Below are 25,573 nucleotides of genomic sequence, written 5' to 3'. Positions count from 1 at the left end.
GTGCGCGTTCTGATCTCGGTGGACATGGAGGGCATCGCCGGTGTGGTCGACGGGACGGACGTGCGGCCGGGGGAGCGGGAGTACGAACGCAACCGGCACCTCATGACGGCGGAGGCCAACGCGGCGATCCGTGGGGTTCTGTCCCATGCCCCAGAGGCGGAGATTCTTGTCAGCGACGCGCACGCGCAGTTTCGCAACCTGCTGCCCGAAGTTCTCGACCGGCGCGCCCGGTTGCTGCGCGGCAAGCCGAAGCCCGGCGGCATGATGGCGGGAATCGAGTCCGGTGTCGACGTGTGCCTGTTCGTGGGTTACCACGGCCGGGCGGGCACGCCGGTGTCGGTGCTCGCCCACACGGTGAGCAGCGCGGTGATCGCCGAGGTCCGCGTCGACGGTGCGACCCTCGGCGAGATCGGCCTGAACGCCTCCCTCGCGGCCCACCATGACGCTGTTCCCGTGCTCGTGACCGGCGACGACACGGTGGCCGCTGAGGCGGCGGCGGTGGTCCCCGGCATCCACACGGTCGAGGTCAAGCGCGCGCTCGGCGCACACGCGGCAGACTCCCTGCATCCGGAGGAGGCGTGCGTGCGCATCGAAGCGGCGGTTCCAGGCGCGATCGAAGCCCGGGAGTCGGTGACGCCGCCGCGTTTCGACCGTGCTGTGTCGCTCGAGGTCGATGTCCTCACGCCGGCGATGGCGGACCTCGCGTTGCTGGTGCCCGGCATGGAACGCACGACCGGGACGACCTTGCGCTACGGTGCGCCGGACTTTCCCACGGCGCACCGGCTGGTCTCGCTGATCGCCGTCCTGGGGCGTGCCGCATGACCGGTCGGTACGCCGTGAGGGGACGTACGGCGTGACGGAGGAGCGGCCGCATCCGGTGACTGAGGCGGCCTACGCCAGTCCGGTGCCGCCGGGAACCGGCTGGCCGGACGATCCGGCCGCATCGGACACGCCGGTCGCGCAGCGTGCCGCCGACGTGGTGCGCCTTGCGCGGTCGGCCACCGACCTGCACGAACTCACCGCCCGGCAGTCGGTGTGCCGCGCGTGCCCGCGACTCGTCGCGTGGCGCGAGCAGGTGGCGCGCGAGCGCCGCCGGGCCTACGCGGACGAGCCGTACTGGGGCCGTCCCGTGCCCGGCTGGGGCGATGACGCGCCGCGGATTCTCATCGTCGGTCTCGCGCCGGCGGCGCACGGCGGCAACCGGACCGGGCGGATCTTCACCGGCGACCGTTCGGGGGACTGGCTCTTCGCGTCGCTGCACCGGGTAGGCCTGGCGGCGTCGCCGACGAGCACGTCGGCCGGCGACGATCAGCGGCTGCTCGGCGTCCGCGTCGTCGCGGCGGTTCGGTGCGCGCCGCCTGCCAACAAGCCCTTGCCGGTCGAGCGGGACGCCTGCTTTCCCTGGCTGGCCCGAGAGGTGGAGTTGGGCGCGCCGACGGTCAGTGCCGTGGTGGCGTTGGGGTCCTACGCCTGGGACTCCGCGCTACGGGCGCACGCGGCCGTGGGATACGTCGTACCGAGACCGAAGCCGAAGTTCGGCCACGGCGCCGAGGTCGAGCTGCCGCGGGGTGCCGAGGGGGAGCGGTTGCGCGAGGCCGGGACGGTTCTCCTGATCGGCTCCTACCATCCGAGCCAGCAGAACACCTTCACCGGCAAACTCACCGAGACGATGCTCGATGGCGTTTTCACGCGTGCCAAGACGTACGCCGGGTTGTAAGGGCGGGAAGGGCGTACCACTTGGATACAGGGCAACGCGATGATGTGCGCGGAAGAAGGCGATGGGGTGCATACAGGGAGGTAGGCGGCATGGTGACGTTCGACGATGTGGCGAGCTTGGTCGCGGAGTTGCCCGAGACGGCGGAATATGAACGTCACGGCAACCGAACCTGGTCGGTCGGCGGCAAGGCGTTCGCGTGGGAGCGGCCGTTCAGCAAGGCGGACCTGAAGCGGTTCGGTGACGCGGAGCCGCCCGACGGTCCCATTCTCGCTGTTCGGGTCGAGGATCTCAGCGAGAAGGAAGCGGTGCTCGCCGCGCAGACCGACGCGTTCTTCACGATCCCCCATTTCGACGGGTACTCCGCGGTTCTGGTCCAGTTGTCCAAGGTGTCGGAGGCGGCCCTGCGGAACGCCCTGCTCGATGGCTGGTTGGTCTTCGCGCCGCCGGAGCTGGCAGCCACTCAGGTGCCACCGGAGACTGGTTGATCCGTGCGCGGTCGATCGACCAGACTTCGGGGATGATCGGACGATGGCACGGCCTGGTGATCGACTGTCCGGATCCTGACCAGCTCGCGACGTTCTATGCCGAACTACTCGGGATGATCCGCGTACAGGACGAAGGAGACTGGGTGGTCATTGGTGACGCGGCGGACCGGCCCGGACTGGCTTTCCAGGGCACCGACGACTATCGACCTCCGCGCTGGCCAGATCCCTTGTATCCGAAGCACATGCACCTCGATGTGCGGGTGGACGATCTCGACGAAGGCGAGCGGAAGGTGCTTGCCTTGGGTGCGGTCTGCCAGTACCGACACGAGACGTGCAGGGTCTACCTGGACCCGGCCGGCCACCCGTTCTGTCTCATCACTCAGTAGCCGTGCGCACCGCTCTGCTGAGGGCTCGGGCCATACGCAGAGAATCCTTCATGAACACGGGTCAGTGGCCGAGAAGGCCGGCGATACGAAGGACGGCGTCGAGGGCAGGGAGGACCCGGGCGGGTTCCATCCGGCCCTGCCAGTAGACCAGCAGGTCGGTGCCGTGCAGGCTCCAGTTCGGCGCCATGCCAGCCAGATGTGCCCGGACCATCGCGGGGCCGATGATCTTGCGGACAGCCTCGGGATGCGTACTCCTGACCCGGTAGTCACTGTCGAACTCGGCGATGCCGACCTCGGTGTCGTCCGGTCCGGTGAGCCAGCGCCACATCCGCGAGCCTGAGCCGCGTGCGGCGACCTCGATGCCGGGATAGGTGTACGGCAGATGGATGACACACGCGACGAAGTCGTGGCTGTCCGTCGTGACCTGGGTCTGGCCGTTGACGTAGCTGGTGTTGCTGGTCTGGTACGTGTACTCCGCCACGCTCACCGGCCGGTCGCGGTAGACGCCGGTGAAGAGGCAGCGGATGCCGCGGGGGTTCGCCCCGGGAAGCCGGACCGTCCAGGGGACTTCGACGCTTCCGGCGTACGTCGTCCAGCCGATCGAGGTGGCCCACTGCGCGAGGGACTCGAGGCGGCGCTGTTCGCGACGCTGCGCGAGCATGACGAGGGGCACCGTCAGCGTGATCAGGACGGCGATGAGGGCGATGATGATGACGGCGATGATCGCGCCCACGAGACAACCCTCCCCCCTCGCTCCTTCGAGCTTAGATCCTCGTGCGGGGGATCGTCGGGGATCGAAAGGCCCGACCCAAATGACGCTTGTGAAAACTTTCACGAAGGGCTAACGTGGGTGACATCGAAGAGCTAAGCCCAGGAGGTGAATGGGACGTGCACACCAAAGCCGTCCTCATCGCCGGCGGCGGCTATGTCGGAATGTATGCCGCACTTCGGCTCCAGAAGGCCCTGCGCCGCGACCTCGCGAAAGGCACCGTCTCGATCACGGTCGTCGATCCCCGGTCGTACATGACCTACCAGCCATTCCTCCCCGAAGCCGCGGCCGGAAACCTCGAACCACGCCACGTGGTCGTCGCCCTCCGGCGTCTGCTGCCGCGGGTCAAGGTGATCACCGGCCGGATCGCAGCGATCGACCACGCCAGCCACACGGCTCGGATCGAACCCTGCGCCGGCACGCCCTACGACGTGCACTACGACGAGCTCGTGGTCGCCCTCGGGTCGGTCGCCAGGACACTGCCCATCCCGGGTCTCGCGGAGCACGCCATCGGCTTCAAACAGGTAGAGGAGGCGATCCAACTCCGCAACCACGTGCTCGACCGGCTCGACATCGCCGAGTCGACCACCGACGAACGGATCCGCCGGCGGGCACTCACCTTCGTCTTCGTCGGCGGAGGGTACGCAGGAGTCGAGGCGATGGCCGAGCTCGAGGACATGGCCCGCTACGCGACCCGCTACTACGAGCGCGTCAAGTCGAGCGACATGCGCTGGGTCCTCGTCGAGGCCGCCGACCGGATTCTCCCCGAGGTCGGCGCGGATCTCGGCCGCTACACCGTCGATCGACTTCGCGAACGCGCGATCGACGTCAAGCTGAACACCCTGCTCGAGTCGTGCGCCGACGGGCACGTCGTGCTCTCCGACGGCAGCCGGTTCGAGTCCGACACCCTCGTCTGGACGGCAGGTGTCAAGGCCAACCCGGTCCTCGCCGCGTCCGATCTCCCGCTCGACGACAAGGGTCGGATCAGGGCGGCGGCCAACCTGCGGGTGGTGGGCCTGCCCGATGTCTGGGCGGCCGGCGACGCGGCGGCCGTGCCCGACCTCTCCGGTCCCGAGGGTGCGCTCTGCAGTCCGTCCGCCCAACACGCGGTGCGGCAGGCGAAGGTCCTGGGTGACAACCTCGTCCGGGCACTCCGCGGCAAGCCCCTTCGCGACTACCGGCACAGCCACGCCGGTTCGGTCGCGAGCCTCGGCCTGCACAAGGGCGTCGCCCAGGTCTATGGCGTGAAGCTCAAGGGCTGGCCGGCATGGTTCATGCACCGCACCTACCACGTGAGCCGGATGCCCACGCTCAACCGCAAGATCCGGATCATCTCCGACTGGACGCTCGCGCTGTTCTTCCGCCGCGAGATCGTGTCGCTCGGAAACCTGCAGCGGCCGCGGGAGGAGTTCGTCCGCAGCGCCCTGCCCCGCCAGGTGTCGCACACCGATGTGGTGGAACAGGACGCCGGTGAGCTGGAGGCGGTGGAGCGGCAGGCGGCGAAGCGTTGAGGCGGCCGGACGCGGGCCACACACCGGGGATAACCTCGGACTGCACGGCGCCTCCGCCAACCACGCGGGTGTCGTACAGATAGTGGGGGGAAGTCGTGGTCGGTCCTGTCGTCGCCGAGCGTCTGCATGACGTCCTGCAACGGTTGTTCGGTCGGGAGGCGCCGGTCCGGATCCACGCATGGGACGGCTCGATCGCCGGCCCACTCGACGCGCCGGTCGTCCGGGTCCACAGCCGCCGTGCGCTGCGTCGACTGTTGTGGCGCCCGGACGAGCTCGGCCTCGTCCGGGCCTACGTCGCCGGTGAGGTGGACATCGACGGCGGTCTCCTCGACGCCCTGGAGCGGCTGGCTCCGTTCGGTCGTTCGATCGGCCGGCGACCGGATCTCACGCCGGCCGACCGCAGCGAGCTGCTACGCACCGCGGTGCTTCTCGGCGCGGTGGGCCCGCATCCGAAGCCGCCGCCGGAAGAGATCACCGGTGCCGAACGCCGGCACTCGATCGTCCGGGACAAGACGCTGAGTGGCGCGCACGACGGGCCGCTCGGCGCCACCCTGCGGGCGCAGGTGTTCGGTTCCACGCTCGTCCATTCCAGTGCCTACTGGACCGATCCGGCGGGCAGTCTCGACGATGCGCAGCGCGCGGGCCTCGACCTGGCGTGCCGCAAGCTCGGCTTGACAGAGCCGGGTCCGGCCGGCGCTGACGGAGCGCGGGTGCTCGACGTGGGCTGTGGCTGGGGTTCGTTCCTGCTGTACGCCGCCGAGCACTACGGCGTCACCGGCGTCGGTATCACACTCGCGGCCGACCAGGTGGAGCTCGCCACCAAGCGGGCAGTGGATGCGGGGCTCGCCGACCGGGTGGAGTTCCGACTCGCCGACTGGCACGAACTCGACGACGGGCCCTATGACGCGATCATCGCAAGCGGCCTCGCGGAGTACGTCGGGTCGGCGCGGCTCGCGGAGTACGCCCGGACCCTCCGTGGACTTCTGCGCCCGGGCGGCCGGGCGCTGCTGCACCAGGTCAGCCAGCGCGGCGGCGACGAGGTGGTGCCGGAGCGGTCGTTCATCGATGCGTACGTGTTCCCCGGCGCGGAGATCCTGACGCTCGGCACGATTGTCGACACCTTCGAACGCGCTGGCCTGGAGATCAGGGACCTGGAGTCGTTCCGGGAGCACTACGCCCGGACGTTGCGGTCCTGGGTAGCCAACCTCGAAGCCGGATGGGACTCCTGCACGTGGCAGCTGTCACCGGGGCGGGCCCGGGTCTGGCACCTCTACCTCGCGGTGTCGGCGCTCGCCTTCGAGCTGGCCCGGATCAGCGTGCACCAGCTGGTTGCCGTTCGTACGCACGGAGACGGCCGCTCGGACTTCCCGCCCACCCGCACGAGCTGGACCCTCCCCGTCTCGCCGGAATGACCGCACAGTCGGCCGATCAGTTCAGGGCACCGAGAACGAGGCCCCGGCGGATCGAACGCTGCGCGATGATGTAGGTGAGGACCGGCGGAATCGCGGCCATCAACAGGCCGGTCACCAGCAGAGGCGTATCGCCCCCGAAGCGCTGCACCGTCGTCGCCACCCCGAGCGTCACCGTCGCCTTCTCCTCCGACTGCAGGAACACCAGGGGAGTGAGCAGGTCGTTCCACCACGCGGTGACGGCGAAGATGGTGATCGTGACGATGCCGGGGACGCTCATCGGGATCACGATCCTGCGCATGATCTGGAAGTAGCCCGCGCCGTCGACCCTCGCCGCCTCGAGGAGTTCGCGGGGGAGGCTCCGCATGAACGCCGACAGCAGGAACAGCGAACCAGGCAAGGCGGTCGTGGCCCACAACAGGATCACCGACGCCGGATGGTCGATCAGGCCCAGCCGGGCGAAGAGGACGTAGTCGGGGATGATGAACGTCACCCCAGGGATGGCCAGGCTGGAGATGAACGCCATGAAGAGCAGCCGCCGCCCGGGGAACTCCAGCTTGGCGAAGGCGAAGGCCGCCGGCACCGCCGCGACGACGCAGATCACCCACGCGAGGGCGATGTAGCTCACCGAGTTGGCGTACAACCGGACGATGTCGAACCTCGCGAACATCGCGGCGAAGTTCTCGACGTAGGTCACCGTCGCCGGCAACGACAGCGGGTCGCGGATGTAGTCCGCCTGGCTCTTCAGGCTGGTGGCGAGCATGAAGAACAACGGGTAGATCGCGAAGACCGCGACGATGGTGAGCAGTCCGGTGATCGTGCTTCGTCCAACCAGCCGCGTGGTCCTGCCGACCGACCCGCCGCCGACCGGTGTCGCGCTGCGACCGCTCACCTCACCCGCCCTACCTCTCCACCGAGTAGCGCTCGAAGTTGCGGATCTGCAACCACGCGATCGACACGACCAGCACGAGCAGGACGACCGAGAGCGCCGAGGCGTAGCCGAGTTCGCCGTTCTCGAAGGCGCTGAGGTAGATCTGGTAGTCCAGCGGCGTCGTCGAGCGCCCCGGCCCTCCGCCGGTGATCGTGTAGACGAACGAGAACAGCCCGATGAAGACATAGACCGTATTGGTGACGAGGAAGTACGTGATGGCGGGCGCCTGCATCGGCAGCACGATCCGGAAGAGCCGGCGCCACCAGCCCGCGCCGTCGATCTGGGCGGCCTCGATGACCTCCCCCGGCATCGCCGACAGTCCGGCGAGGAAGATCAGGATGCCCTGGCCGAGCGTCTGCCAGTAGAACGCGGCGATGAGCACGAGGAACGCGGTCACGGTCGACGCGAGCCAGTCGACGGCCAGGGCGTCGAGCCCCACCCGTGTCAAGGCGGTGTTGACGACGCCTTCCGGGGCGAAGAGGCTGCGCATCAACAAGCCGACGATCACCGCGGACAGGATCGTCGGCAGATAGAAGACCGAACGGAAGAACTGGGCTCCGGGCGTTCCCTCGTGCAACAACACCGACACCGACAACGTGATGACGAGAATGAACGGGATGGAAAGAAAGAAGACGAGGTTCGTACGCAGGTACTCCCAGATGTCACCGGACCCGAACAGCTGCTGGTAGTTCTGCGTACCCACCCAGGTGGTGACGATCCCGTTCCACTCGGTGAAGCTGTGGTAGATCGCGGTCGCGAGTGGATACCACATGAGCAAGGCGACGAGGACGACTGCCGGGATGACCGACACGATCCCGATCACGGCCTCGCGTCTCTTGAGCCCGTGGCGTGGTCGCTGGCGCACCGGTGCCATGGTGCGTTCCCTGCTTCGCAGATCGACGTCGGCGGGCATGCGCAAAGGTCGTGTCTAGTTCTTCGCGGCGATCTCGTCGCGCTTCGCGTCGGTACGGGTGAGGAACTCGGCCGCGGAGATCTTGCCACCCCACGCGAGTTGTGCCTGCGCGAGGATCTCGTCGACGAGTTCGGTCGGCCAGATGTTGTCGGCGTAGAAGACGAACTTCTCGTTCACCCAGCGATACTGCTGCTGGTACAGCGGATCGGAGTAGATCTCGGTCGGGTCGAGTCCCACCGCGTTCGGGATAGGCGTGGTTTCCCCGCCGGCGATGCGCTGCTGCTGTTCCTCGGCGCTGACCAGGTGCTTGATCAGGCGTACGGCCTCGTCCTTGTTCTTCGAGTAGTTCGTCACCACGAGGGCCCCGCCCGGTCCGCCGATGCCGGTGCCGGTCACCGAGACCGACGAGCTGACATCGGGCAGCGTGGTCATCACGATGTTGTCGCCGAGTGTCGAACGCAGGTCGGGAATCGCCCACGCTCCCTCGACGACAGCGGCCGCCTTGCCCGCCGCCAGCCGGCTCTGCGCCTGACCGCCGTCCATGGTCGGCGCGCCCGGAACGGTGTAGTCGAGGAGTTGCAGCCACTTCGTCACGACGTCCTCGATGGCGGGGTCGGCGAAGTCACGGTCACCGGCTCCGAGTTCGTGCAGCCCCGCCTCGCCGCCGACGACCTGCGCGATCCAGTAGAAGAGCGTGAACGCCGTCGAGTTGTACTTTCCGAGGGCCAGGGGGGTGACGCCGGTGCGCTTGATCCGGTCGAGCAGGTCGATCCAGGCGTCCCAGCTCATGGGGGTGTCGCCAATCTCCGTGCCCACCTTGGCGAGCACCCGGCGGTCGAAGTAGAGCGCGCAGATGCCGTCGTTGCCGGAGGGTACGCCGTAGATCGTGCCCTTGCCCGGCTCGAATCCTTCGGTGACGGCGGCCCAGCCGGTCAACTGGTCGCGTTCGGCGGCGCTGAAGTACTCGTCGAGCGGTTCGAGGTAGTCCTTGACGCCGAACGTGTAGGCGCCTGACCACAGCGACGCGACGTCCGGTCCGTTGCGGGCCACCCCGGCGGCCCGGAACTTCGTGAACATCGGGAGGTCGCCGGGCAGGTCGCTCACCTTCGCGGCCAGCTTGGTGTCCTTGCTGAACCGCTCGGTCGAACGGACGACCCAGAACTCCCCGCGCTTCTTCGTCTTCTCGGTGTCGGAGGAGGTGGCGTAGACGGCGTTCCAGAACGCCAAGCCCTCCTCGCCGCCGCCGCTCGCGCCCCCGCCACAGCCCGCCGCGCCGACGCCGAGACTCGCGAGGCCGGCGGCGCCGAGCCCGAGTCCGCCCAGCCTGAGGGCGTGGCGGCGCGAGTACACCGGCGGAGAGGTTCTGGTCGGGCGGGCCATCCCCGGGGGACGCGTGGTCAGGAGCGGAGTGTCCGAGGACGAGTGGGGCGCGCGGGTCATGAGGTCGCCGACTTTCACTCAGTGAAGGAGACTGTTACTGTGTAGCAGGGGACCATTAACCACCCGAGCGCTTCGTTCCGTCAAGAGTCCGGCGTACGCCCTGTGTGGGTGGTCGCGAGACCACCGTGGGAGCTCGCTCCAGTCACTGGGTAACGTGCGGACTCGCGAACGAAGCCGACCTTCGCGAAGCGAAGCGAGCAGGACCTGGAGGAGCCGGTGGCCGAGAGCCTCCAGGGCATCGACCGGCTGGTCCGGATCTTCGAGGCGGTAGCTGCCGGACCGGCACCGCTGTCCAGGATCGCTGCCGAATCCGGGTTGAGCGACGCCACGGCGTTGCGCTACCTCGCGAGCCTCGTGTCCCACGGCTTCCTCGAGCGCGACCCGGTGAGCCGGCACTACCGCATCGGTATGCGGATGTTCCTGCTCGGGCGCAGCGCCATCGGCGGCCGCGACTTCATGGCCGTCGCCACGTCGGTGATGGCTCGGCTGGTCCAGGAGGTCGACGAGACCGTCAACCTCGGCGCCCGCGCCGGCGAGGACCTGGTGATCGTCCATGCGCTCGAGAGCTCGCAGCCGATCCGCAAGGGCGCCGCCGTGGGGGAGAAGGACGACTGGCACGCGTCGGGGCTCGGCAAGGCCATCCTCGCGACGTTGCCGCAGGTCGAGATCGAGAAGCTCCTCGACCACCACGGCATGCCCGAGCTGACCCCGCGGACCCTCACCTCGGCCGGCGACCTGCTGCGCGACCTCGCCCGGGCCCGCGCGCGGGGGTTCGGCGTGGACGACGAGGAGTCCGTCGAGGGCCTGCGCTGCGTCGCCGTCCCGATCCGCGACGCGAGTGGTTCCGCGCGCTATGCGATGAGTGTCAGCGCGCCGAGCTACCGCCTTCCGCACGCCCGCCTGAACGACGTGGGTGGTGCGCTGCGCGCACATGTGCAGGTGCTCGAGGCCATGCTCGACTACCACCCCGACCATGACCGAACGAAGTGAGGTCATGCATCAGCACGGACCGAACGAAGTGAGGTCATGCATCAGCACGGACCGAACGAAGTGAGGTCATGCATCAGCACGGACCGAACGAAGTGAGGTCATGAACCAGGACAGGACCAGTCGCCGAGGTGACCGATGAGCCGCACCAAGACCCAGCCCCTGCGAGTCGGTATCGCCGGCGCCGCGCGTGGCGCCGGATTCGTCGCCGGCCTCCGGTCGGTGGCCGACGAGGCGTTGCTCCACGCGGTCTACGATCCCGATCGCGACGCCCGCAAGCGGTTCGCGGCCGAGCACGGGGTCGAGGTGGAGTGCGAGAGCTATGCCCACCTGCTCGACCACGCCGACCTCGTGGTTGTCTCATCGCCGCAGCACCACCACGTGCCGCAGGCCGTCGCCGCCCTCGACGCCGGCATCCACGTGCTGTCGGAGGTCCCGGCCGCGGTGTCGCTGGAGCAGGCGTACGACCTGCTGGCCGCCTGCCGCCGCAGCTCCGCCCGCTACATGCTTGCCGAGAACTACTGCTACATCCGTTCCAACCTGGTCGTCCGCGAGATGGCGCGACGGGGCGTGTTCGGTGAGCTGTACTACGGCGAGGGCGAGTACCTCCACGAGCTGAAGGGACTCTCCCGCCACGCCGACGGCCGGCCGACCTGGCGCTACTACTGGCAGCACGGCCGCGCCGGCCATCCGTACCCGACCCACAGTCTCGGCCCGTTGTTGCAGTGGTTCGGCGATCGGGTCACCGCGGTGAGCTGCGTCGGCACGGGTCGGCACACCGCGCCCGAGTTCGAGCTCGACGACACCGTGCTCCTGTTGTGCCGCACGTCGCGCGGTGCGCTGTTGCGGATCCGGTACGACACACTGTCGAACCGTCCGCACCTCATGGACTACTACTCCGTCCAGGGCACCGAGGGCGGGTACGAAGCGGCCCGGGCGGCGGGTGAGCAACCGCGCGTCCACGTCCAGGGGCGGAGCCCGGCCGGGAGCTGGGAGCCGCTGGACACCTATGCCGAGGAGTTCCTCCCCGACCGCTATCGGCAGCCGCCACCGGGTGCGGTCGGGCACTGGGGCGCCGACGCGTGGCCGATCGTGGAGTTCGTCAAGGCGGTACAGGGTGGGACCGACGTACCTGTCGACATCTACGCTGCCCTCGAGATGTCGCTGCCGGGTGTCGTCTCCGAGCGCTCGTATGCGGAGAACGGCGCCTGGCTCCATGTTCCGGACCCGCGCATGATGACAGCGGGGATCGGCACCGAGCCCGGTCGGGAGGCCCCCCTTGCCTGAGACGCAGTTGCACATGGTGTGGCCCGCCGGTCGCGTTCTCGCGGAGGACGCGCTGGGACTACCCGAGGGGTACGCCCTCGAGCCGGCCGGATCCGACCACCTGCCCGCGTTCCGCGAACTGATGGCCAAGGTCGCCCTCGGGCAGTGGAACGACGAGAACCTCGCGCGGGTCCGCGCCACCGTCGTACCGTCGGGGTGGCAGGTCGTCCGCCACCAGGCGACCGGTGCGCTGGTCGCGACCGGCATGGCGCAACTGAACCCGATCGCCGACCTCTACCCCGAGGGCCACGAGGTCGGCTGGATCGCCGCGCACCCGGACCACGGCGGTCGGGGACTGGGCCGCGTGATCACGGCCGCCGCGGTCGCCCGACTGCTCGACGTCGGCGCCACTGAGATCTATCTGCGCACCGACGACTACCGGTTACCCGCGATCAAGGCCTACCTGCGGCTCGGATTCGTACCCCATCTGTGGGCGGACGGAATGGTCGAACGCTGGCGCACGGTGTGCGACCGGCTGGACTGGCCCTTCGAGCCGCCCACCTGGCCCGGCGGGGATCAGCGACACTAGTCTCAGCTCGCAAGCGGCCCGGCCCCCGTAGCCCAACTGGTCGAGGCGGCCCACTTAAAATGGGTGTCAGTTCTGTGGGTTCGAATCCCACCGGGGGCACGCATTCTTCGTCGAGGCGAACCGCGGTGTCGTGGGTTGTCCCGCGTGGCGTCTCACAGTCGCCGCCCCAGATGTGCGGGCACATGAGACGAGTCCCGGTCCAGGGACTGAGCGCATCCGAATCGCCTGGTTTGGTACGAGCTAGAGTTTTTGTGCAGTCGCGGCAGCTCACAGCTTCGCTGTTTTCCGGCTCGGCAGGCTCGCCTGTCTCGTCAGTGTCGCCCGGGGGAGGAGGACGGTGCAGCCGCTAGAGCGCGGTGATCCGGACCGGATCGGCGACTACCAGCTTCTGGCCCGGTTGGGTGAAGGCGGGATGGGCGTCGTCTACCTCGCACAGACGCTCGGCGGCCGCAAGGTCGCGGTCAAGGTCATCCGGCGACGGTTCGCCGACGACGCGGAGTACCGCGCACGGTTCCGCCGCGAGGTGCTGGCCGCCGGCGCGGTGAGCGGTCTGTTCACCGCTCCTGTGCTCGATGCCGGACCAGACGACCGGCCGCCGTGGCTGGTGACCTTGTACCTCCCCGGGATGTCGTTGTGGGACGCGGTCGTACGGTTCGGTTCGGTACCTCCGGATCCCGTACGCCTGCTGGCGATCGGTCTGACCGAGGCCCTCGTGGGGATCCATGCGGCCGGCGTGGTCCACCGCGACCTGAAACCGGGCAACGTGATCCTGACCGCCGGTGGGCCCAGGGTGATCGACTTCGGGATCGCCCGGCCGACGGATGCCACCGCCATCACGCAGGCCGGCATGGTGGTCGGCTCGATCGGCTTCATGTCGCCCGAGCAGGCTTCTGCCGGTGCGATCGGCCCGGCCAGCGACGTCTTCGCCCTCGGTTCGGTCCTGGTGTACGCCGCGACCGGGAGGGAGCCGTTCGGGACCGGGTCCCCGGCGGCCATGTGGGGCCGGGTCGCTCGTGCGGAGGCCGATCTCCGCGGCCTCGAGCACCATCCTCTGTTCGAAGGGATCGCTGCCTGCCTGCGGCTTCGGCCGGAGGAACGACCGTCTGCCGCCGACCTGCTGGCCCGGTGGGTACGCCTGGGCCACGGCACGGAGTCGTTGCAGGGAACGGGTTGGCTGCCACCGGCCCTGGCGCAGGAGGTCGACCGGCGGGCCGGTGAAGCTCTCGACCTTCCCTCGCTGCTCCGCCCGGTTGGACACGGCGACGTGCTCGGACACGGCGACGGGCCCGGACACGGCGACGGGCCCGGACACGGCGACGGGCCCGGACACGGCGACGGGCCCGGACACGGCGAGGTGCTCGGACACGGCGATGTGCGCGCGCCTGGTCGGGACGCGGCCGCCGCGGCTGCCGCGGCCATGGGTGCGGCAACCGCCGAGCCGGTGGGACCGAACGTCGCCGATCTGGATTCGGGTGCCGGTCCGGATGCCCCTGACGCGCGCGCACCCAGGTCGGCACGCCCGAGGCGGCGGGTGCTGGTCAGCGCGGGTGCCGGTGTCGGTGTCGCCGGCCTGCTCGCCACTCCCGCGCTCGTCGCGCTGTGGCGGAACCGGGACCCCAACGGCTGGGGCGGCTTGGGATCGCCGTCGCGGACCGGTTCGCCCTCGGGGTCGGCATCAATTCCGCCGTCCGGCGAGTCGTCCGGCGCGAGGTCCCGAACGCCATCAAGCCGGCCGTCGACGGAGCAACCTCCGACGCCGACCGGCCCACCGCCCAAGGCTGACCTGCGGTGGAGGATCCCGGTGGCCGGCCCGGACTCGGACTCGTACCCGAACCTCGGCGTCGCGCGCGGGATGGTGCTGGTGTGGAACGACTCGCACGTACGCGGGATCGATCCGCACACGGGCGGGGTCCGGTGGAGGCGCGTCGCGAACGAGACGCTCGGCGGGATCGCCGGTGGTGTGGCGTACGTGATCGGTTCAGAGAGTTCATCGGCGTGGCAGGTCTCCGCGATCAACGCCACCTCCAACGCGACGCGGTGGGTGTACAAACCGTCGACGGGTGAGTACCTGTGGCACGGCCCGGCGGTGACCGGATCGGTGGTCTGCTTCGGCGGCGACCGGATCCGCGCTCTCGGCGTTCGTGACGGGTGGCAGCGCTGGACGGTCGACGTGCCTGCGGACAACGGGCTTGCCGCCGGTAACGGACTGGTGGCGGCCGTGGGCAGCCGGTTGGTCGCGCTGGACGCCCGCACTGGCCGGACCAGGTGGACCTACCCGGTCGACCAAGGGCTCTATCCGCACGTCGCGTACGGCCACGTCTTCCTCTGCGACGGGTCGGGCACGTTGCATGCGGTCCGCGCGGACAACGGGCAGGCTGCCTGGCAGCGGCCGAACTCCCACAGCAGTCTCGGGCTCCAGTTCGGGGCCGGGATGCTGTATCTCGGCACCACCGACGGCAATGTCTTCGCTCTCGATGCCGCCACCGGATCGCAGGTCTGGTCGCGCCGACTGGGCAAGGGCGAGGGAGCCGCGTTCCGCCAGGCGAACGCGCTCCGTCTGTCGGGAGACAGGCTGTACGCCGCGTGCCCGAACCAGACGGTCTACGCGCTCGACGCGGCCAACGGCCTTGTGCTGTGGACGTACGCCATCGATCCGACGCTCAGCTCCGGTCCGGTGAGCACCGCCGGGCTGGTGTTCGTCGGCACGAGCGGACAGGTGCATGCTCTCGTTCCACCGACTGGAGGTGACAGTGGAGCCACTCGAGCCAGGTGATCCGCGTGCGATCGGACAGTGCCGGATCCAGGCCCGGATCGCCACCGGCGGCATGGCCAACGTCTACCTGGGCAGGTCGGCCGGCGGGCGCGCCGTGGCGGTCAAGGTGATGCACGACGACTTCGCCGGCCAGCAGGACTACACCGACCGGTTCCGGCGGGAGGTTGCTGCGCTGCGGGCGGTGGGTGGGGGACACAACCCGGCCGTGCTCGAGGCGGATCCCGATGCCGCGGAGCCGTGGCTCGCGACCGAGTTCGTACCGTCGGTGACGTTGCGGGATGCCGTACGCATGTGCGGCCCGCTGACCGCCCAGTCGGTCTGGCCGCTGGCCGCCGGTGTCGCCGAGGCGATGTCGGCGATCCACCGCGCCGGGTTCGTCCACCTGGATCTCACACCGGCCAACGTGATGCTCACCCGGGACGGGCCGCGGGTCATCGACTTCGGGATCGCCCGCGAGCTCGACCCGGACGGTTTCGCCGTCACCGGCACTCCGGCCGGTTCGCAGGGTTTCATGTCACCGGAGCAGTTGGCTGGCGGACAGGTCGGCCCGGCGAGCGACGTCTTCTCCTTCGCAGCGATGGTGACGTACGCCTGCACCGGCACCGCCCCCGGTGTCGGCGCCGGACCCGCGGGAGCCGACGGGATCAGCGACGACGCCTTGCGAAGCTTGGTCGCGGACTGCCTGCGCGACGATCCATCGACCCGCCCGACGGTGCCCGAGCTGATCGCTGCGCTGGGTTCGTTGACGCGGGACGGCCAGATCTCCGACCGGCTGTGGCTTCCGCCCGCGGTGACGGCCGGCATCGACAGGAGTGCCGACGAGGCTGTCAACCCGCCAGCTGCCGTACGACCCGGTGGCGTACGCCCAGTCGCCGTACCCCCGGGAGACGCGCGGCAGGACGACCTCCCGCCAGCAGCCCAGATGCCAACGCCCGACGGGGAGAGGCCCACAAGGCGCTGGATCGCCCGATCGCCGGTGCTGGTCGGCGTCGCGGCCGCCATCGCAGCGGCCGTCGTGACAGCCGCGGCGGTCGGCATCGGAACCTCGGTGTCGTCCGAACCGCGGGAACCGTCGGACTCCCTCGCGTCCACCTCAGAACCGGGCGCTCCGCGATCGACCACGAAGGCGTCGCCATCGACGCCGAGCCCCACGGGTTCACCGACCCCTACAGAGTCGCCGACGCCGAGTGCCTCCCGTACGCCGCGCATCCTGGAGTTCCGGTTCACCGGGGACGGCACGCTCACGAATCTGACCTACATCGTGAACGGCCGTTCCAAGACGGTGAAGGACGTCGAGCTTCCGTGGCGGGTTTCCATCGACCTGCCCCAGGCGCCGGAGCAGTTCGAGTGGCAGCTCGCGTACCAGGTGGCGGGGAACATGGAATATCGCGTCCTGCAGGACGGGGCGGACGCCGGGAGCGGGTGGAGCACCGGGGGCGAGGGAACGGCCGGCGGCACCCTCGTCTATCGCCCGACGGCACCGAAAGCGGGTGGCTAGTGACGGGCGGGTGACGGTGGACATTATCGGCACTTTGGTGGCTCAGTTCGTACGCCAGGAGAGTAGAGCAGGTCGAGGAGGAAAGCTGTGACGTCGGTATCCAGGCCAGGGGGCCCGGCAGCCACGCCATCGTCGAGGTCGAGCAAGGTCAACCTGCTGCCCAAGGATCTCGGCAGCCTCGCCCGCAGCCTCCCGCCGGCTGAGCCGGGCACGCTGTTCGTCCTCGGATCCAACGGTGGGATGAGTGTCGCGCCCGACGCCGGTTTCCCGGTGGTGTTCGGGCGTAACGAGCCGGACGTGCACGTCTGCGTCGGAGCGGACGATCCTCATGTGAGCCGGCGCCACGGTTACCTCACGTTCGAGGGTTCGCAGTGGGTGCTGACGAACGTCGGCAGGCTGCCCATCCGGTTCCCGGGGTCGCGGCTGGTGCTCGGCGGTGACCGGGCCGAGCTGCCGGTGGCCTACACGCCGCTGTTCATCGTCGCCCCGCAGCAGGAGCACCTGCTGGAGGTACGCATCGCCGCGAAGGTGCCGCCACCGAGCGCGGACGGTGGGTACGAAGCCGACACGCGCCGCCGCGACGTCTGGTCGCTGAGTCCGGTCGAACGCCTGGTGCTCGTGTGTCTCAGCCAGCGGTACCTTCGGGACGAACCCCAGCCGCAGCCGCTGACCTGGGCCCAGGTCGCCGACGAGCTGAGCGACCTGCGGCCTGCAGAGAAGTGGACCTGGCGTCGGGCCGCCCACATCGTCGTGAACGTACGCAAGAGGCTGAGCGGCCGAGTGCGCGGCCTGCTGGAGGAAGAGGTACCCCCGCCGGTGGGCAACACCCTCAACCACAACCTGATCATGGAGCTTCTGGTCACCACGACCATCGGCAAGGCGGATCTGCTCCTGCTCGACGAAGAGTCGGCAGAGTAGTCCCGGTGGGACGGTGGTCGGGATCCGCCCGCGGGAGTCGTGGGATTCGCCACCGCATCTCCGGTCGGCTGCGCTCCGCCGGACGACCTCTCGTCATCGTGTGCCTCGCCGTCGCGGCCACGCAGGCGGCGTGGGGCGTCGTCGTCCCCGTCCTGCCGTTGTACGCCGAGGAGTTCGGCGCGAACGCCACCCAACTCGGCTTGCTGATCGCCCTGTTCGGCGTGGGTCGGCTGGTCGTCAACATCCCGGCGGGGATCCTGTGCGAGCGCCTCGATCCGCGCCGCCTTCTGTTGTGGTCGGTGGTGGCGGTCGTCCTGCTCCAGGTCGCGACGGCGTTCGCCCCGACACTCGACGTCCTTCTCGGACTGCGGTTCGCGGCGGGTCTCGCGGGCGGGATGGCGATCACCTCCGGAATGACGCTCGTCGTCCATCTGACGAGGCTCGCCGACCGTGGGTCCGCGATGTCGCTGCTGCAGGGGTTCCAACTGATCGGCGGCGCGTTCGGACCCGCCCTCGGTGGGCTGGTGGCCACACTCTGGGGCTATCGCGCGCCGTTTCTCGCCTGCGGGGTGATGGCCGCGCTGGTGGTGACGTTCGGTTGGCGGACGCTGTTGCGGACCGCCTCGCCGGGACGCACACCGTCCGACCCGCCCGCGAGTGCCGACGCGGACCGCGCGGTGCGTCCGCAGGCCCGTTCGGCCGTACGACGGCTTCTCACCGATCGGAGCTACCTGGCGATCTGTGGTGTCGGTTTCTCGATCTTCCTCAACCGCTTCGCGGGAACGCAGTCCCTCGTTCCGATCATCGCCTACACCGTCGTCGGACTCAGTGTCGGGCAGTTCGGCGGGCTGCTGGGCATCGTGACCTTCGTCAACCTGATCATGGTGACGATCGCGGGCCGGCTGTCGGACCGGATCGGCCGGAAGCGGGTGATCGTTCCGGGGCTGGCGATGGTCGGTCTTGCCCTCCCGGCGTACGCGGTGACGTCGGATCCGCTGTGGTTCGCCTCCGTCGTCCTCGTCACCGGTGTCGCCCTCGGCTTCTCCGGCCCGACACCGGCCGCGTACATGGCGGATGTGGCGCCGGCCGACGGACGCGGACCCGCCGTCGGGATCTACCGCACCGCGGGCGACCTTGCCGCCGTCGTCGGGCCGATCGGCCTGGGGTGGATCGTCGACCACGTGGGATACCGGTCAGCGGTCCTGGTCCTCGCCACGGTGACTCTCCTGGCCGTCGGCGTGTTCGCCGGCATCGCCCGCGAGACGGTTTCCCGCCCACCGGTACGCTCCGGAGGCGAACCGCCCCCGGTGGGAACCCCGGGGATGGACGAATCGTCGTCAAGGTGACGACAGGGGCTTTGCCGATTCATTACCATGTCGCGCACACCACTGGATCCGCCCTGGGCGGAGGAGGACACCACCGATGCAGAGCAGGAACCCGGTCTTTTCGCGGCGCGATGCGTTCCGGTCGTCGGCCGGCTACGCCGCGGAAGCGTCGACCATGACCTCAGAACAACTCCAGGAGATGTACAACGCGCCCGCGCGGGAGGGCCTCGGCACCCGTCGCGACCGGATGACGATCGACGACGTCGTCGCCCGGACGGCGATGACGCTCGGCACGCTGATCATCGTGGCCGGAGCGACGTGGTACCTCGCCGAACCGCTACAGCCCGCGCACTTCGGTTGGCTGATCGGCGCCGCGCTCGTCGGGCTAGGGCTCGGGTTCGTCATCGGGCTCAAGCACATCACCAACCCCGCCGTGATCCTGTCGTACGCGGCGATCGAGGGTGTCTTCGTCGGCCTGGTCAGCAAGGTGCTGACGGCCTACGTCGGCGGTGACGCCGGGATCGTGGCGCAGGCCGTGCTCGGCACGCTCTGTGCGTCGGCCGGGATGCTGGCCGTCTACAAGTTCCGGATCATCCGGGTCACGCCGAAGTTCCAGCGCTTCGTCATCGCCGCGACGATGGGCTTCTTCCTCATCGTGATGGTCAACCTGCTGCTGGGGATGTTCGGCATCAACCTCGGAGTCAGCGGCTTCGGCGGCATCGGCCTGGTCTTCGCGATCATCGGCGTCGCGCTCGCCTGCTTCAACCTGCTGCTCGACTTCGACTACGTCGAGAAGGGCATCGCGCAGGGCGCGCCGAGCAAGGACGCCTGGTTCGCGGCGTTCGGGCTGACCGTCACGCTCGTGTGGCTCTACATCGAGATCCTGCGGATCCTCGCCATCCTGCGCGGCGGCGACTGACACCGCCGACGAGGACGACAACCGAGACGTCAGAGGGTCGCCGGCCACGCGGTCGGCGGCCCTCTGTCATGTGTGCATGACCGACGGCCGCGGTGGCGGTCGCCCTCGCCCAGGGCTTGCGCGAATGACCACGCTGAGCATGCCAGTGGACGTCCGACAGGCGTCGGCACGTGTCCCGGGTACCCACAGGCATGCTCAGCGTGGTCATTCGCATCCGGCACCCACGGTTTGTCACGGGGCGAATCGTGAGGAACGGCGGTGGTGTCGAGGGACTCAACCAGAGACGGACGGGCCCACTCGGTCGATCCGGATGCGGATCAGGCACCGCCCCTCCCGCCGCATCGCCGCGCGATAGTCGTCCCAGTCCGGGTGCTCACCAGCAACGGTGCGGTAGTAGTCGACGAGGTGGTCCATCGCCTCTGGCAGCGACACGATGTCGGCCGTGCCCTCGATCTGGATCCACGGCCCGAAGAATCCTTCGGTGAAGACGCACAACGCCGCGCGTGGATCGCGGCGCAGGTTGCGCACCTTGTACGCCGGCTCGCGGGTGCTCACCGTCGCATAGCCGTCGGCGTCGAGGCCGGCAAGGATCGGAGAGAGCTGCGGCATACCGTCAGCGCGGAACGTACTCAACACGCCGCGATGATGGTCACGCAGGAACGCCCGGGCCTCGTCGACGTTCATCTCGCGATCGGCTGTCGGTGAGGGGTCAGGCGAAGTTGCGCTGCGCGCGGCGAAGGTCGTGCTCGTGCACGATCGCCGTGGCGTGTCCGTGGGCGATGCCGTACTCGTTGCGGAGCCAACTGACCCGGTCTTCGAACCTCAGGAACGAAGGGCCACTTTCTAAGGCACTGATCCACTCGGGAAGTTCGCGCCCGGTTGCGCGTGGGAGCCGGGCGAGGAGGTTTTTATGGGTCTCTTCGGAGTGGTTCAGAGCCATGACGGCCTCCCGGGGGTTTCGGGTTCACAGTAGGTCCATGCCCACGAGACTGCCTGACGAACGCACGGGAAACAACCCCCTCCGCCCAACCCGGCGAATCGGGCGCTTGCGACACGCCGACATCCAGGCAGAAACCCTGCCGTTACGAGCCGGACGCCTCCACGACACGCGCGGGGAAGCCGCCGCGGGCGACGGGGCCCCAGCGTTCGATCTCGATCTCGATGAGGCACTTGCCCTGACGCTGCATGGCGGCGCGGTATTCGTCCCAGTCGGAATGCTCGCCGCTGATGCACCGGAAGTACTCCACCAGCGGCTCGATCGCCTCCGGCAGGTCGAGCACCTTCGCGGTTCCGTCGACCTGGACGTACGGATCGGACCAGCCGGCCGACATCACGCAGATGCTGACCTGGGGGTTGCGACGGGCATTGACGGCCTTGGCGCGTTCGGGATAGGTCGACACCACGATCTTGTCGTCGCGGTTGAGTCCGCAGGTGACGGGGGACAGCTGGGGACGGCCGTCGCGGCGCACGGTCGCGAGCGTGCCCTGATGGCGCGTACGCAGGAAGTCCAGCAGCTCGGCCCGGTCGGGCGTGGTGGCGGTGGCAATCGATGGGCTCATGACCAGGGAGTTTAGAACCCTCGGCGAGCCGGCAAATGACCACGCTGAGCATGCCTGTGGGACCCAGGCAGCTCAGCTGGCCTTGTCGGGCTCCCGCTGGCATGCTCAGCGTGGTCATTTGCACCCCGCAGCGGAGCCGGTGGCGGGTGGATCGCCTTTCGTCGTCGGGTCGCCGTCCGGGTCAGGACAGACGTTCGAGGATGACGGCCATGCCCTGGCCGCCGCCGACGCACATGGTCTCCAGACCGATCTGCTTGTCGCGCCACTGCAGGCCGTTGAGCAGCGTCGTCATGATGCGGGCGCCAGTCATGCCGAACGGATGCCCGAGCGCGATCGCGCCCCCGTGCACGTTGAGCTTGTCCCATCCGATGCCGAGGTCCTCGGCGGACGGGATGACCTGGGCGGCGAACGCTTCGTTGATCTCCACCAGGTCGATGTCGTCGATCGTCATGCCGGCGCGGGTCAGGGCGCGCCGGCTGGCCTCGACCGGGCCGAGCCCCATGATCTCCGGCGAGAGCGCGGAGGCGGCGGTGGCGACGATTCGGGCCAGCGGGGTGATGCCGCGCCGCTCGGCGGTGTCGGCCGCCATGATGACCACCGCGGCGGCACCGTCGTTGAGCGGGCAGCAGTTGCCGGCGGTGATGGTGCCGTTCTGTCGAAAGACCGGCTGCAGCCCGGCGACCTTCTCCAGCGTGGTGCCGAACCGCGGGCCGTCGTCGGCGTCGACGAGCGTGCCGTCGGCCAGGGCGTACGGCGTGATCTCGCGGGCGAAGAAGCCGGCCTTCACCGCCTCCTCGGCGAGGTTCTGCGAACGCACCCCGAACTCGTCCTGGATCGCCCGGCCCACTCCACGCGACGTGGCGAGGTTCTCGGCGGTCTGGCCCATCGCGACGTAGATGTCCGGGAGTTGGCCGTCGTCGCGCGGGTCGTGCCAGGTGGCGTTGGTTTCGGCGTACTCCGCCGTGCGCGCCCTCGCGGTGGCGAACAGCGGGTTCTGGGTCTCCACCGGGTCCACGCCGGCGCTGCCGAATCCGCTGTAGCGCGACACGCACTCCACCCCGGCCGAGACGAAGACCTCGCCCTCACCAGCCTTGATGGCGTGGAACGCCATCCGCGCGGTCTGCGCACTCGAGGCGCAGAACCGGTTGACCGTCACCGCCGGCACCGTGTCGAGACCGAGTTGGACGGCGACCCGCCGGGCCATGTTGCCGCCGTGTTCGTCGCGCGGCTCTGCACAGCCGAGGTAGATGTCGTCGATGGCGGTGGGTTCCAGCTGCGGAACCTTGGCCAGTGCGGCCTGGATGGCGAACGCCGCCAGGTCGTCGGGTCGGACGCCGGTCAGCGAGCCCTTGCCCGCGCGACCGATGGGAGTGCGGGCGGTGGCGACGATGACAGCGTCGGACATGAGCGTGGTCCCTCCGTGAGCCGCGGCGACAGTCTCAACCGCCGGATAGTTACCGCTTGGTAATGTCGAGGCTAGTACGCCGGCCGCCGTCATGGGTAGGAGTCGGCGCCCCCGACACGGTGAGATAGCGGGCGTGCAACTGCCCGCAGGCCGCTTCGAGCGAATCGCCGAACTGTTGCCGTTTCGTCGTTCGTACGCCCGCGGCGGCGAGCACCGCCAGGAACCGCCGGATCTGCGCGGGTTTGGGCCGCCGGAACTCTGGCGTCACACCGGCCGCGGGGTTGTAGGCGATCACGTTGACGCAGAACAGTTCGGGCCTGGCGAGCTTCCCCACGAGGTGGGCCAGTGCCCGGGCGTGGTCCTCGCTGTCGTTGTGGTTGTCGATCAGGAGGTAGGCGAGATAGGCCTTCCGCCGCGTCGCGGTGACATGCCCGTCGAGGATCTCCAGGCACCGGGCGAGCGGATACCTGCGTTGCAAGGGGATCATGTCCGCCCGTTCGTCGTCGTACGGCGAATGCACCGACAGCGTCACGTTGACCTGCGGGTGGTCGTCCACCAGGCGTTGCAGGCCCGGTGCGAAACCGACGGTCGACACCGTGATCCGGCGCGGGCTCATGGCGTGGAAGTCCTTGTGCTGCAGGAGATCCAGAGCGGTGAAGGTGTGCGGGTTGGCCAGCGCCTCACCCATCCCCATGAACGACACGCTGTCAACCCCGCCTTGCCGATGTGCGAAATGGAGTACCTGGTCGCAGATCTCGTCGGCCGCGAGGTTGCGGACAAGGCCGACCGCGCCGGTGGCGCAGAACGTGCAGCCGAGTCCGCACCCCACCTGCGTCGACACGCACAGGGAGGTCCAGCCCGTGCTGTAGCGCGAGTACACCGTCTCGATCCGCGCACCCTGGCGGCTCTCGAGCAACACCTTCTCGACCTGATCGCCTTGCTGCGTGGCGATCGGGGTGAGTCCCAGCAACGAAGGGCCGAACTCGGCGGTGAGGCGTTCGCGCAGGCGGGCCGGGAGTTCGGCCATCCGGGCGGGTTCGGTGATGCCGCGCCGGTGGACGGCGCGGAGGATCTGCTTCAGCCGGTACGAAGGCTCTCCGGAGTCGGCGAGGAACTCCTGCAGGGCGGCGTACCGGGTCCGCGACAGAGCCGGTAGCACGTGAACGCACGCATCCGTGGGGCCTCCAGACAGGGGGGGAACGAACGTATCCAGGTCGGGAAAGGCCCATGCGAACGGCACGTGACGCGCCCACGTCGAGACAGGCGCGGCTCAGAGGCCGAAGGCGCCGGGAGAACGACGGGCACGAGGAAGGACCGGTCGGAGGGGCCGGTCAGCGCGTCACATGCGAGCCATTGTGGTGGTGCGTGGCCTTCGAGGTCAAACGCGTTGCCGGCCCTGCGTCCCCACCTTGGTCGGGGCCGGCGTCTCGTGATCATGCGTAGCAGACCGGTGGTCTGGGCGGGTCGAAACCACTGGCTTCCCGCGCTTGATCATGGCCGAGGCCGGCCGAACGGGTCCGCGTAGTAGTTCGGGTCCGCCAGTCGCTGGCCCGGCGTGGCCCACGGTGGACCATCCGTTCAGGTCGCCCACGCCATTCGGTGCTCTGGTCAGTCGGCCCAGCCGAATTCCACCGCGACCAGGACGGTGAGCTCGATCTCCCCCGCCTCCACCGGTGCCGATGCCGAAGCAGCCAGCGCCACGGCATCGGCCGCCGCGAACTTCGCCGACCTTCTGGCCACGGAAGACCGGCCAGATTCCTCGTGGACGGCGAGCACGGCACCCAGCGGCCGGTCGGCGAGCCGGGCAAGCTGCTCCGCGCGGTGGCGGGCGTCGGCCATCGCCAGGTCGCGCGCCCGGTCGGCGTACGCCTGCTCGTCGCTGATCGTCAGCCCGGACCCCTCCACCTGCGCGTCGTCACCGCCGGCGGCCAGGATGCGTTCGAGAATCTCACCGGCGGAGTCGACGTCGCGTACCCACACCCGGAGCCGCTGGACGGCCTGGTGCTGCACCGGCGCGCCCTGGCGCCTCCGGTACGACGACAGCTGCATGCCATGGGTCTGTCGATCGGAGGAGGCAACGCCTGCGGCCGCGGCGGCAGTGACCATCGACTCCATCGACGCACTCGCCTTGCTCATCGCCTCGCCTGCGGAGGGTGCCGTCACCTGCGCGGCGAGAGCGAACGTCGCGATGTCCGGGACGGCCTGAACGACGCCACGGCCGACCACGGCGACACCCGTGAAGGGCGGGCCGTAGCCGGCGATGTCCGCGTTCATCGCACGATTATCGCCGTTCGAGGACGATGACAGGGATCTGGCGGTCGGTCTTCTTCTGGTACTCGTCGTAGTCGGGCCAGATCGCCGCCATCGTCGCCCACAGGCGCGGCTTCTCCTCAGGGGCGGCGTCCCGCGCCCGCGCCTGGAAGTGTTCGTTGCCTACCTGGACCTCGACGTCGGGATGGGCGCGCAGGTTGAGGTACCACTCCGGAGGAGTGTCCGAGCCTCCCTTGGACGCGACCACCAGATAGTCGTCGCCGTCGCGGCCGTAGATGAGGGGAGTACGCCGGCGCTGTCCGGTCTTGCGTCCGGTCACGGTGAGAAGAAGCGTCGGAGCGTCCCTGTACCAGATGTGGCCCTTCTCGCCATCGGAGTCGAGGTACTCCTTGGTGTGGGCGGCCACCCAGTCGGTCGGGCTGTCGGTGGGGGCGCCAGCGGCGTCGTCGTTCACGCTCATGTGCCGTTCTCCTCTTTTGGCGAAAAGGTCCCGCCGCCTTCA

At 69.2% G+C, this 25,573-nt stretch carries 25 protein-coding genes and 1 tRNA gene; 15 read left to right on the top strand and 11 right to left on the bottom strand.

Annotated elements, in window-relative coordinates:
• The 4 genes from ABN028_RS10240 to ABN028_RS10225 all read left to right on the top strand — a co-directional run bounded on the left by ABN028_RS10240 (nucleotide 1) and on the right by ABN028_RS10225 (nucleotide 2,588).
• Nucleotides 1-822 carry a M55 family metallopeptidase gene (locus tag ABN028_RS10240; protein WP_349696429.1) on the top strand — a complete coding sequence of 274 codons (822 nt, stop codon included), beginning with the start codon at nucleotides 1-3 and terminating at the stop codon, nucleotides 820-822.
• Nucleotides 823-853: 31 nt separating this feature from the next.
• The gene (locus ABN028_RS10235; protein WP_349696428.1) at nucleotides 854-1,717 is read left to right on the top strand and encodes a uracil-DNA glycosylase; all 864 of its coding nucleotides are present in this window, start codon (nucleotides 854-856) and stop codon (nucleotides 1,715-1,717) included.
• A gap of 89 nt (nucleotides 1,718-1,806) precedes the next feature.
• Nucleotides 1,807-2,202: an MmcQ/YjbR family DNA-binding protein gene (locus ABN028_RS10230; protein ID WP_349696427.1), complete on the top strand. Its 396-nt coding sequence runs from the start codon at nucleotides 1,807-1,809 to the stop codon at nucleotides 2,200-2,202.
• Nucleotides 2,203-2,234: 32 nt separating this feature from the next.
• Nucleotides 2,235-2,588 (top strand): VOC family protein, encoded by a 354-nt coding sequence (locus tag ABN028_RS10225; protein WP_349696426.1) that lies wholly within the window; start codon nucleotides 2,235-2,237, stop codon nucleotides 2,586-2,588.
• Nucleotides 2,589-2,649: 61 nt separating this feature from the next.
• Here ABN028_RS10225 and ABN028_RS10220 read toward each other — a convergent pair whose 3' ends face one another.
• A complete protein-coding gene (locus tag ABN028_RS10220; RefSeq protein WP_349696425.1) occupies nucleotides 2,650-3,321 on the bottom strand; it encodes a hypothetical protein in 672 nt (223 codons plus the stop codon).
• 155 nt (nucleotides 3,322-3,476) lie between these two features.
• On the opposite strand from ABN028_RS10220, the gene ABN028_RS10215 reads away from it, so the two are divergent.
• Complete coding sequence (locus ABN028_RS10215) at nucleotides 3,477-4,868, top strand: NAD(P)/FAD-dependent oxidoreductase (protein ID WP_349696424.1); 1,392 nt, start codon at nucleotides 3,477-3,479, stop codon at nucleotides 4,866-4,868.
• A gap of 95 nt (nucleotides 4,869-4,963) precedes the next feature.
• Nucleotides 4,964-6,280, top strand: a complete 1,317-nt coding sequence (locus ABN028_RS10210) for a class I SAM-dependent methyltransferase (RefSeq protein ID WP_349696423.1) — start codon at nucleotides 4,964-4,966, stop codon at nucleotides 6,278-6,280.
• 16 nt (nucleotides 6,281-6,296) lie between these two features.
• On the opposite strand, the gene ABN028_RS10205 is transcribed toward ABN028_RS10210, so the two are convergent.
• From ABN028_RS10205 to ABN028_RS10195, 3 genes are all read right to left on the bottom strand, one after another.
• On the bottom strand, nucleotides 6,297-7,169 hold the full coding sequence (locus ABN028_RS10205) for a carbohydrate ABC transporter permease (protein WP_349325438.1): 873 nt from the start codon (nucleotides 7,167-7,169) through the stop codon (nucleotides 6,297-6,299).
• Nucleotides 7,170-7,179: 10 nt separating this feature from the next.
• Nucleotides 7,180-8,073, bottom strand: a complete 894-nt coding sequence (locus tag ABN028_RS10200; RefSeq protein ID WP_349696422.1) for a carbohydrate ABC transporter permease — start codon at nucleotides 8,071-8,073, stop codon at nucleotides 7,180-7,182.
• Nucleotides 8,074-8,136: 63 nt separating this feature from the next.
• Entirely contained in the window at nucleotides 8,137-9,471 is a 1,335-nt protein-coding gene (locus tag ABN028_RS10195; protein ID WP_349696421.1) for an ABC transporter substrate-binding protein, read from the bottom strand.
• 306 nt (nucleotides 9,472-9,777) lie between these two features.
• Here ABN028_RS10195 and ABN028_RS10190 point away from each other — a divergent pair, with 306 nt between their 5' ends.
• From ABN028_RS10190 to ABN028_RS10150, 9 genes are all read left to right on the top strand, one after another.
• Nucleotides 9,778-10,551, top strand: a complete 774-nt coding sequence (locus ABN028_RS10190; RefSeq protein ID WP_349696420.1) for an IclR family transcriptional regulator — start codon at nucleotides 9,778-9,780, stop codon at nucleotides 10,549-10,551.
• 135 nt (nucleotides 10,552-10,686) lie between these two features.
• Entirely contained in the window at nucleotides 10,687-11,835 is a 1,149-nt protein-coding gene (locus ABN028_RS10185; protein WP_349696419.1) for a Gfo/Idh/MocA family protein, read from the top strand.
• The gene (locus tag ABN028_RS10180; protein WP_349325433.1) at nucleotides 11,828-12,403 is read left to right on the top strand and encodes a GNAT family N-acetyltransferase; all 576 of its coding nucleotides are present in this window, start codon (nucleotides 11,828-11,830) and stop codon (nucleotides 12,401-12,403) included. Before ABN028_RS10185 ends, ABN028_RS10180 begins: the two co-directional genes overlap by 8 nt.
• A 21-nt stretch (nucleotides 12,404-12,424) precedes the next feature.
• Nucleotides 12,425-12,502 (top strand) — tRNA-Leu (locus ABN028_RS10175).
• Nucleotides 12,503-12,740: 238 nt separating this feature from the next.
• Nucleotides 12,741-15,176 (top strand): serine/threonine-protein kinase, encoded by a 2,436-nt coding sequence (locus ABN028_RS10170; protein ID WP_349696418.1) that lies wholly within the window; start codon nucleotides 12,741-12,743, stop codon nucleotides 15,174-15,176.
• On the top strand, nucleotides 15,148-16,674 hold the full coding sequence (locus ABN028_RS10165) for a serine/threonine-protein kinase (protein ID WP_349696417.1): 1,527 nt from the start codon (nucleotides 15,148-15,150) through the stop codon (nucleotides 16,672-16,674). The genes ABN028_RS10170 and ABN028_RS10165 overlap by 29 nt, the downstream gene beginning before the upstream one ends.
• A gap of 87 nt (nucleotides 16,675-16,761) precedes the next feature.
• Nucleotides 16,762-17,592, top strand: a complete 831-nt coding sequence (locus tag ABN028_RS10160) for an FHA domain-containing protein (protein WP_349325430.1) — start codon at nucleotides 16,762-16,764, stop codon at nucleotides 17,590-17,592.
• A 5-nt stretch (nucleotides 17,593-17,597) separates the two neighbouring features.
• Complete coding sequence (locus tag ABN028_RS10155; RefSeq protein ID WP_349325429.1) at nucleotides 17,598-18,938, top strand: MFS transporter; 1,341 nt, start codon at nucleotides 17,598-17,600, stop codon at nucleotides 18,936-18,938.
• A 76-nt stretch (nucleotides 18,939-19,014) separates the two neighbouring features.
• Nucleotides 19,015-19,836: a Bax inhibitor-1/YccA family protein gene (locus ABN028_RS10150; RefSeq protein WP_349696416.1), complete on the top strand. Its 822-nt coding sequence runs from the start codon at nucleotides 19,015-19,017 to the stop codon at nucleotides 19,834-19,836.
• A gap of 273 nt (nucleotides 19,837-20,109) precedes the next feature.
• Here the strand turns inward: ABN028_RS10150 and ABN028_RS10145 are convergent, their stop codons facing one another.
• From ABN028_RS10145 to ABN028_RS10115, 7 genes are all read right to left on the bottom strand, one after another.
• Nucleotides 20,110-20,520: a PPOX class F420-dependent oxidoreductase gene (locus ABN028_RS10145; protein ID WP_349325427.1), complete on the bottom strand. Its 411-nt coding sequence runs from the start codon at nucleotides 20,518-20,520 to the stop codon at nucleotides 20,110-20,112.
• Between the two features lie 25 nt (nucleotides 20,521-20,545).
• The gene (locus ABN028_RS10140) at nucleotides 20,546-20,776 is read right to left on the bottom strand and encodes a DUF4287 domain-containing protein (protein WP_349325426.1); all 231 of its coding nucleotides are present in this window, start codon (nucleotides 20,774-20,776) and stop codon (nucleotides 20,546-20,548) included.
• Between the two features lie 142 nt (nucleotides 20,777-20,918).
• On the bottom strand, nucleotides 20,919-21,395 hold the full coding sequence (locus ABN028_RS10135) for a PPOX class F420-dependent oxidoreductase (RefSeq protein ID WP_349325425.1): 477 nt from the start codon (nucleotides 21,393-21,395) through the stop codon (nucleotides 20,919-20,921).
• A 181-nt stretch (nucleotides 21,396-21,576) separates the two neighbouring features.
• The gene (locus tag ABN028_RS10130) at nucleotides 21,577-22,800 is read right to left on the bottom strand and encodes an acetyl-CoA C-acetyltransferase (RefSeq protein ID WP_349325964.1); all 1,224 of its coding nucleotides are present in this window, start codon (nucleotides 22,798-22,800) and stop codon (nucleotides 21,577-21,579) included.
• A 49-nt stretch (nucleotides 22,801-22,849) separates the two neighbouring features.
• A complete protein-coding gene (locus ABN028_RS10125) occupies nucleotides 22,850-23,959 on the bottom strand; it encodes a radical SAM protein (RefSeq protein WP_349696415.1) in 1,110 nt (369 codons plus the stop codon).
• Nucleotides 23,960-24,408: 449 nt separating this feature from the next.
• Complete coding sequence (locus ABN028_RS10120) at nucleotides 24,409-25,074, bottom strand: SIMPL domain-containing protein (protein ID WP_349325423.1); 666 nt, start codon at nucleotides 25,072-25,074, stop codon at nucleotides 24,409-24,411.
• A gap of 7 nt (nucleotides 25,075-25,081) precedes the next feature.
• Nucleotides 25,082-25,531, bottom strand: a complete 450-nt coding sequence (locus ABN028_RS10115) for a nitroreductase family deazaflavin-dependent oxidoreductase (RefSeq protein ID WP_349325422.1) — start codon at nucleotides 25,529-25,531, stop codon at nucleotides 25,082-25,084.
• Between the last annotated feature and the right edge of the window lie 42 nt (nucleotides 25,532-25,573).

Source organism: Actinopolymorpha sp. B17G11, from assembly GCF_040196095.1.
Classification (GTDB): domain Bacteria; phylum Actinomycetota; class Actinomycetes; order Propionibacteriales; family Actinopolymorphaceae; genus Thermasporomyces.
This window is presented reverse-complemented; position numbering and strand designations above follow the sequence as displayed.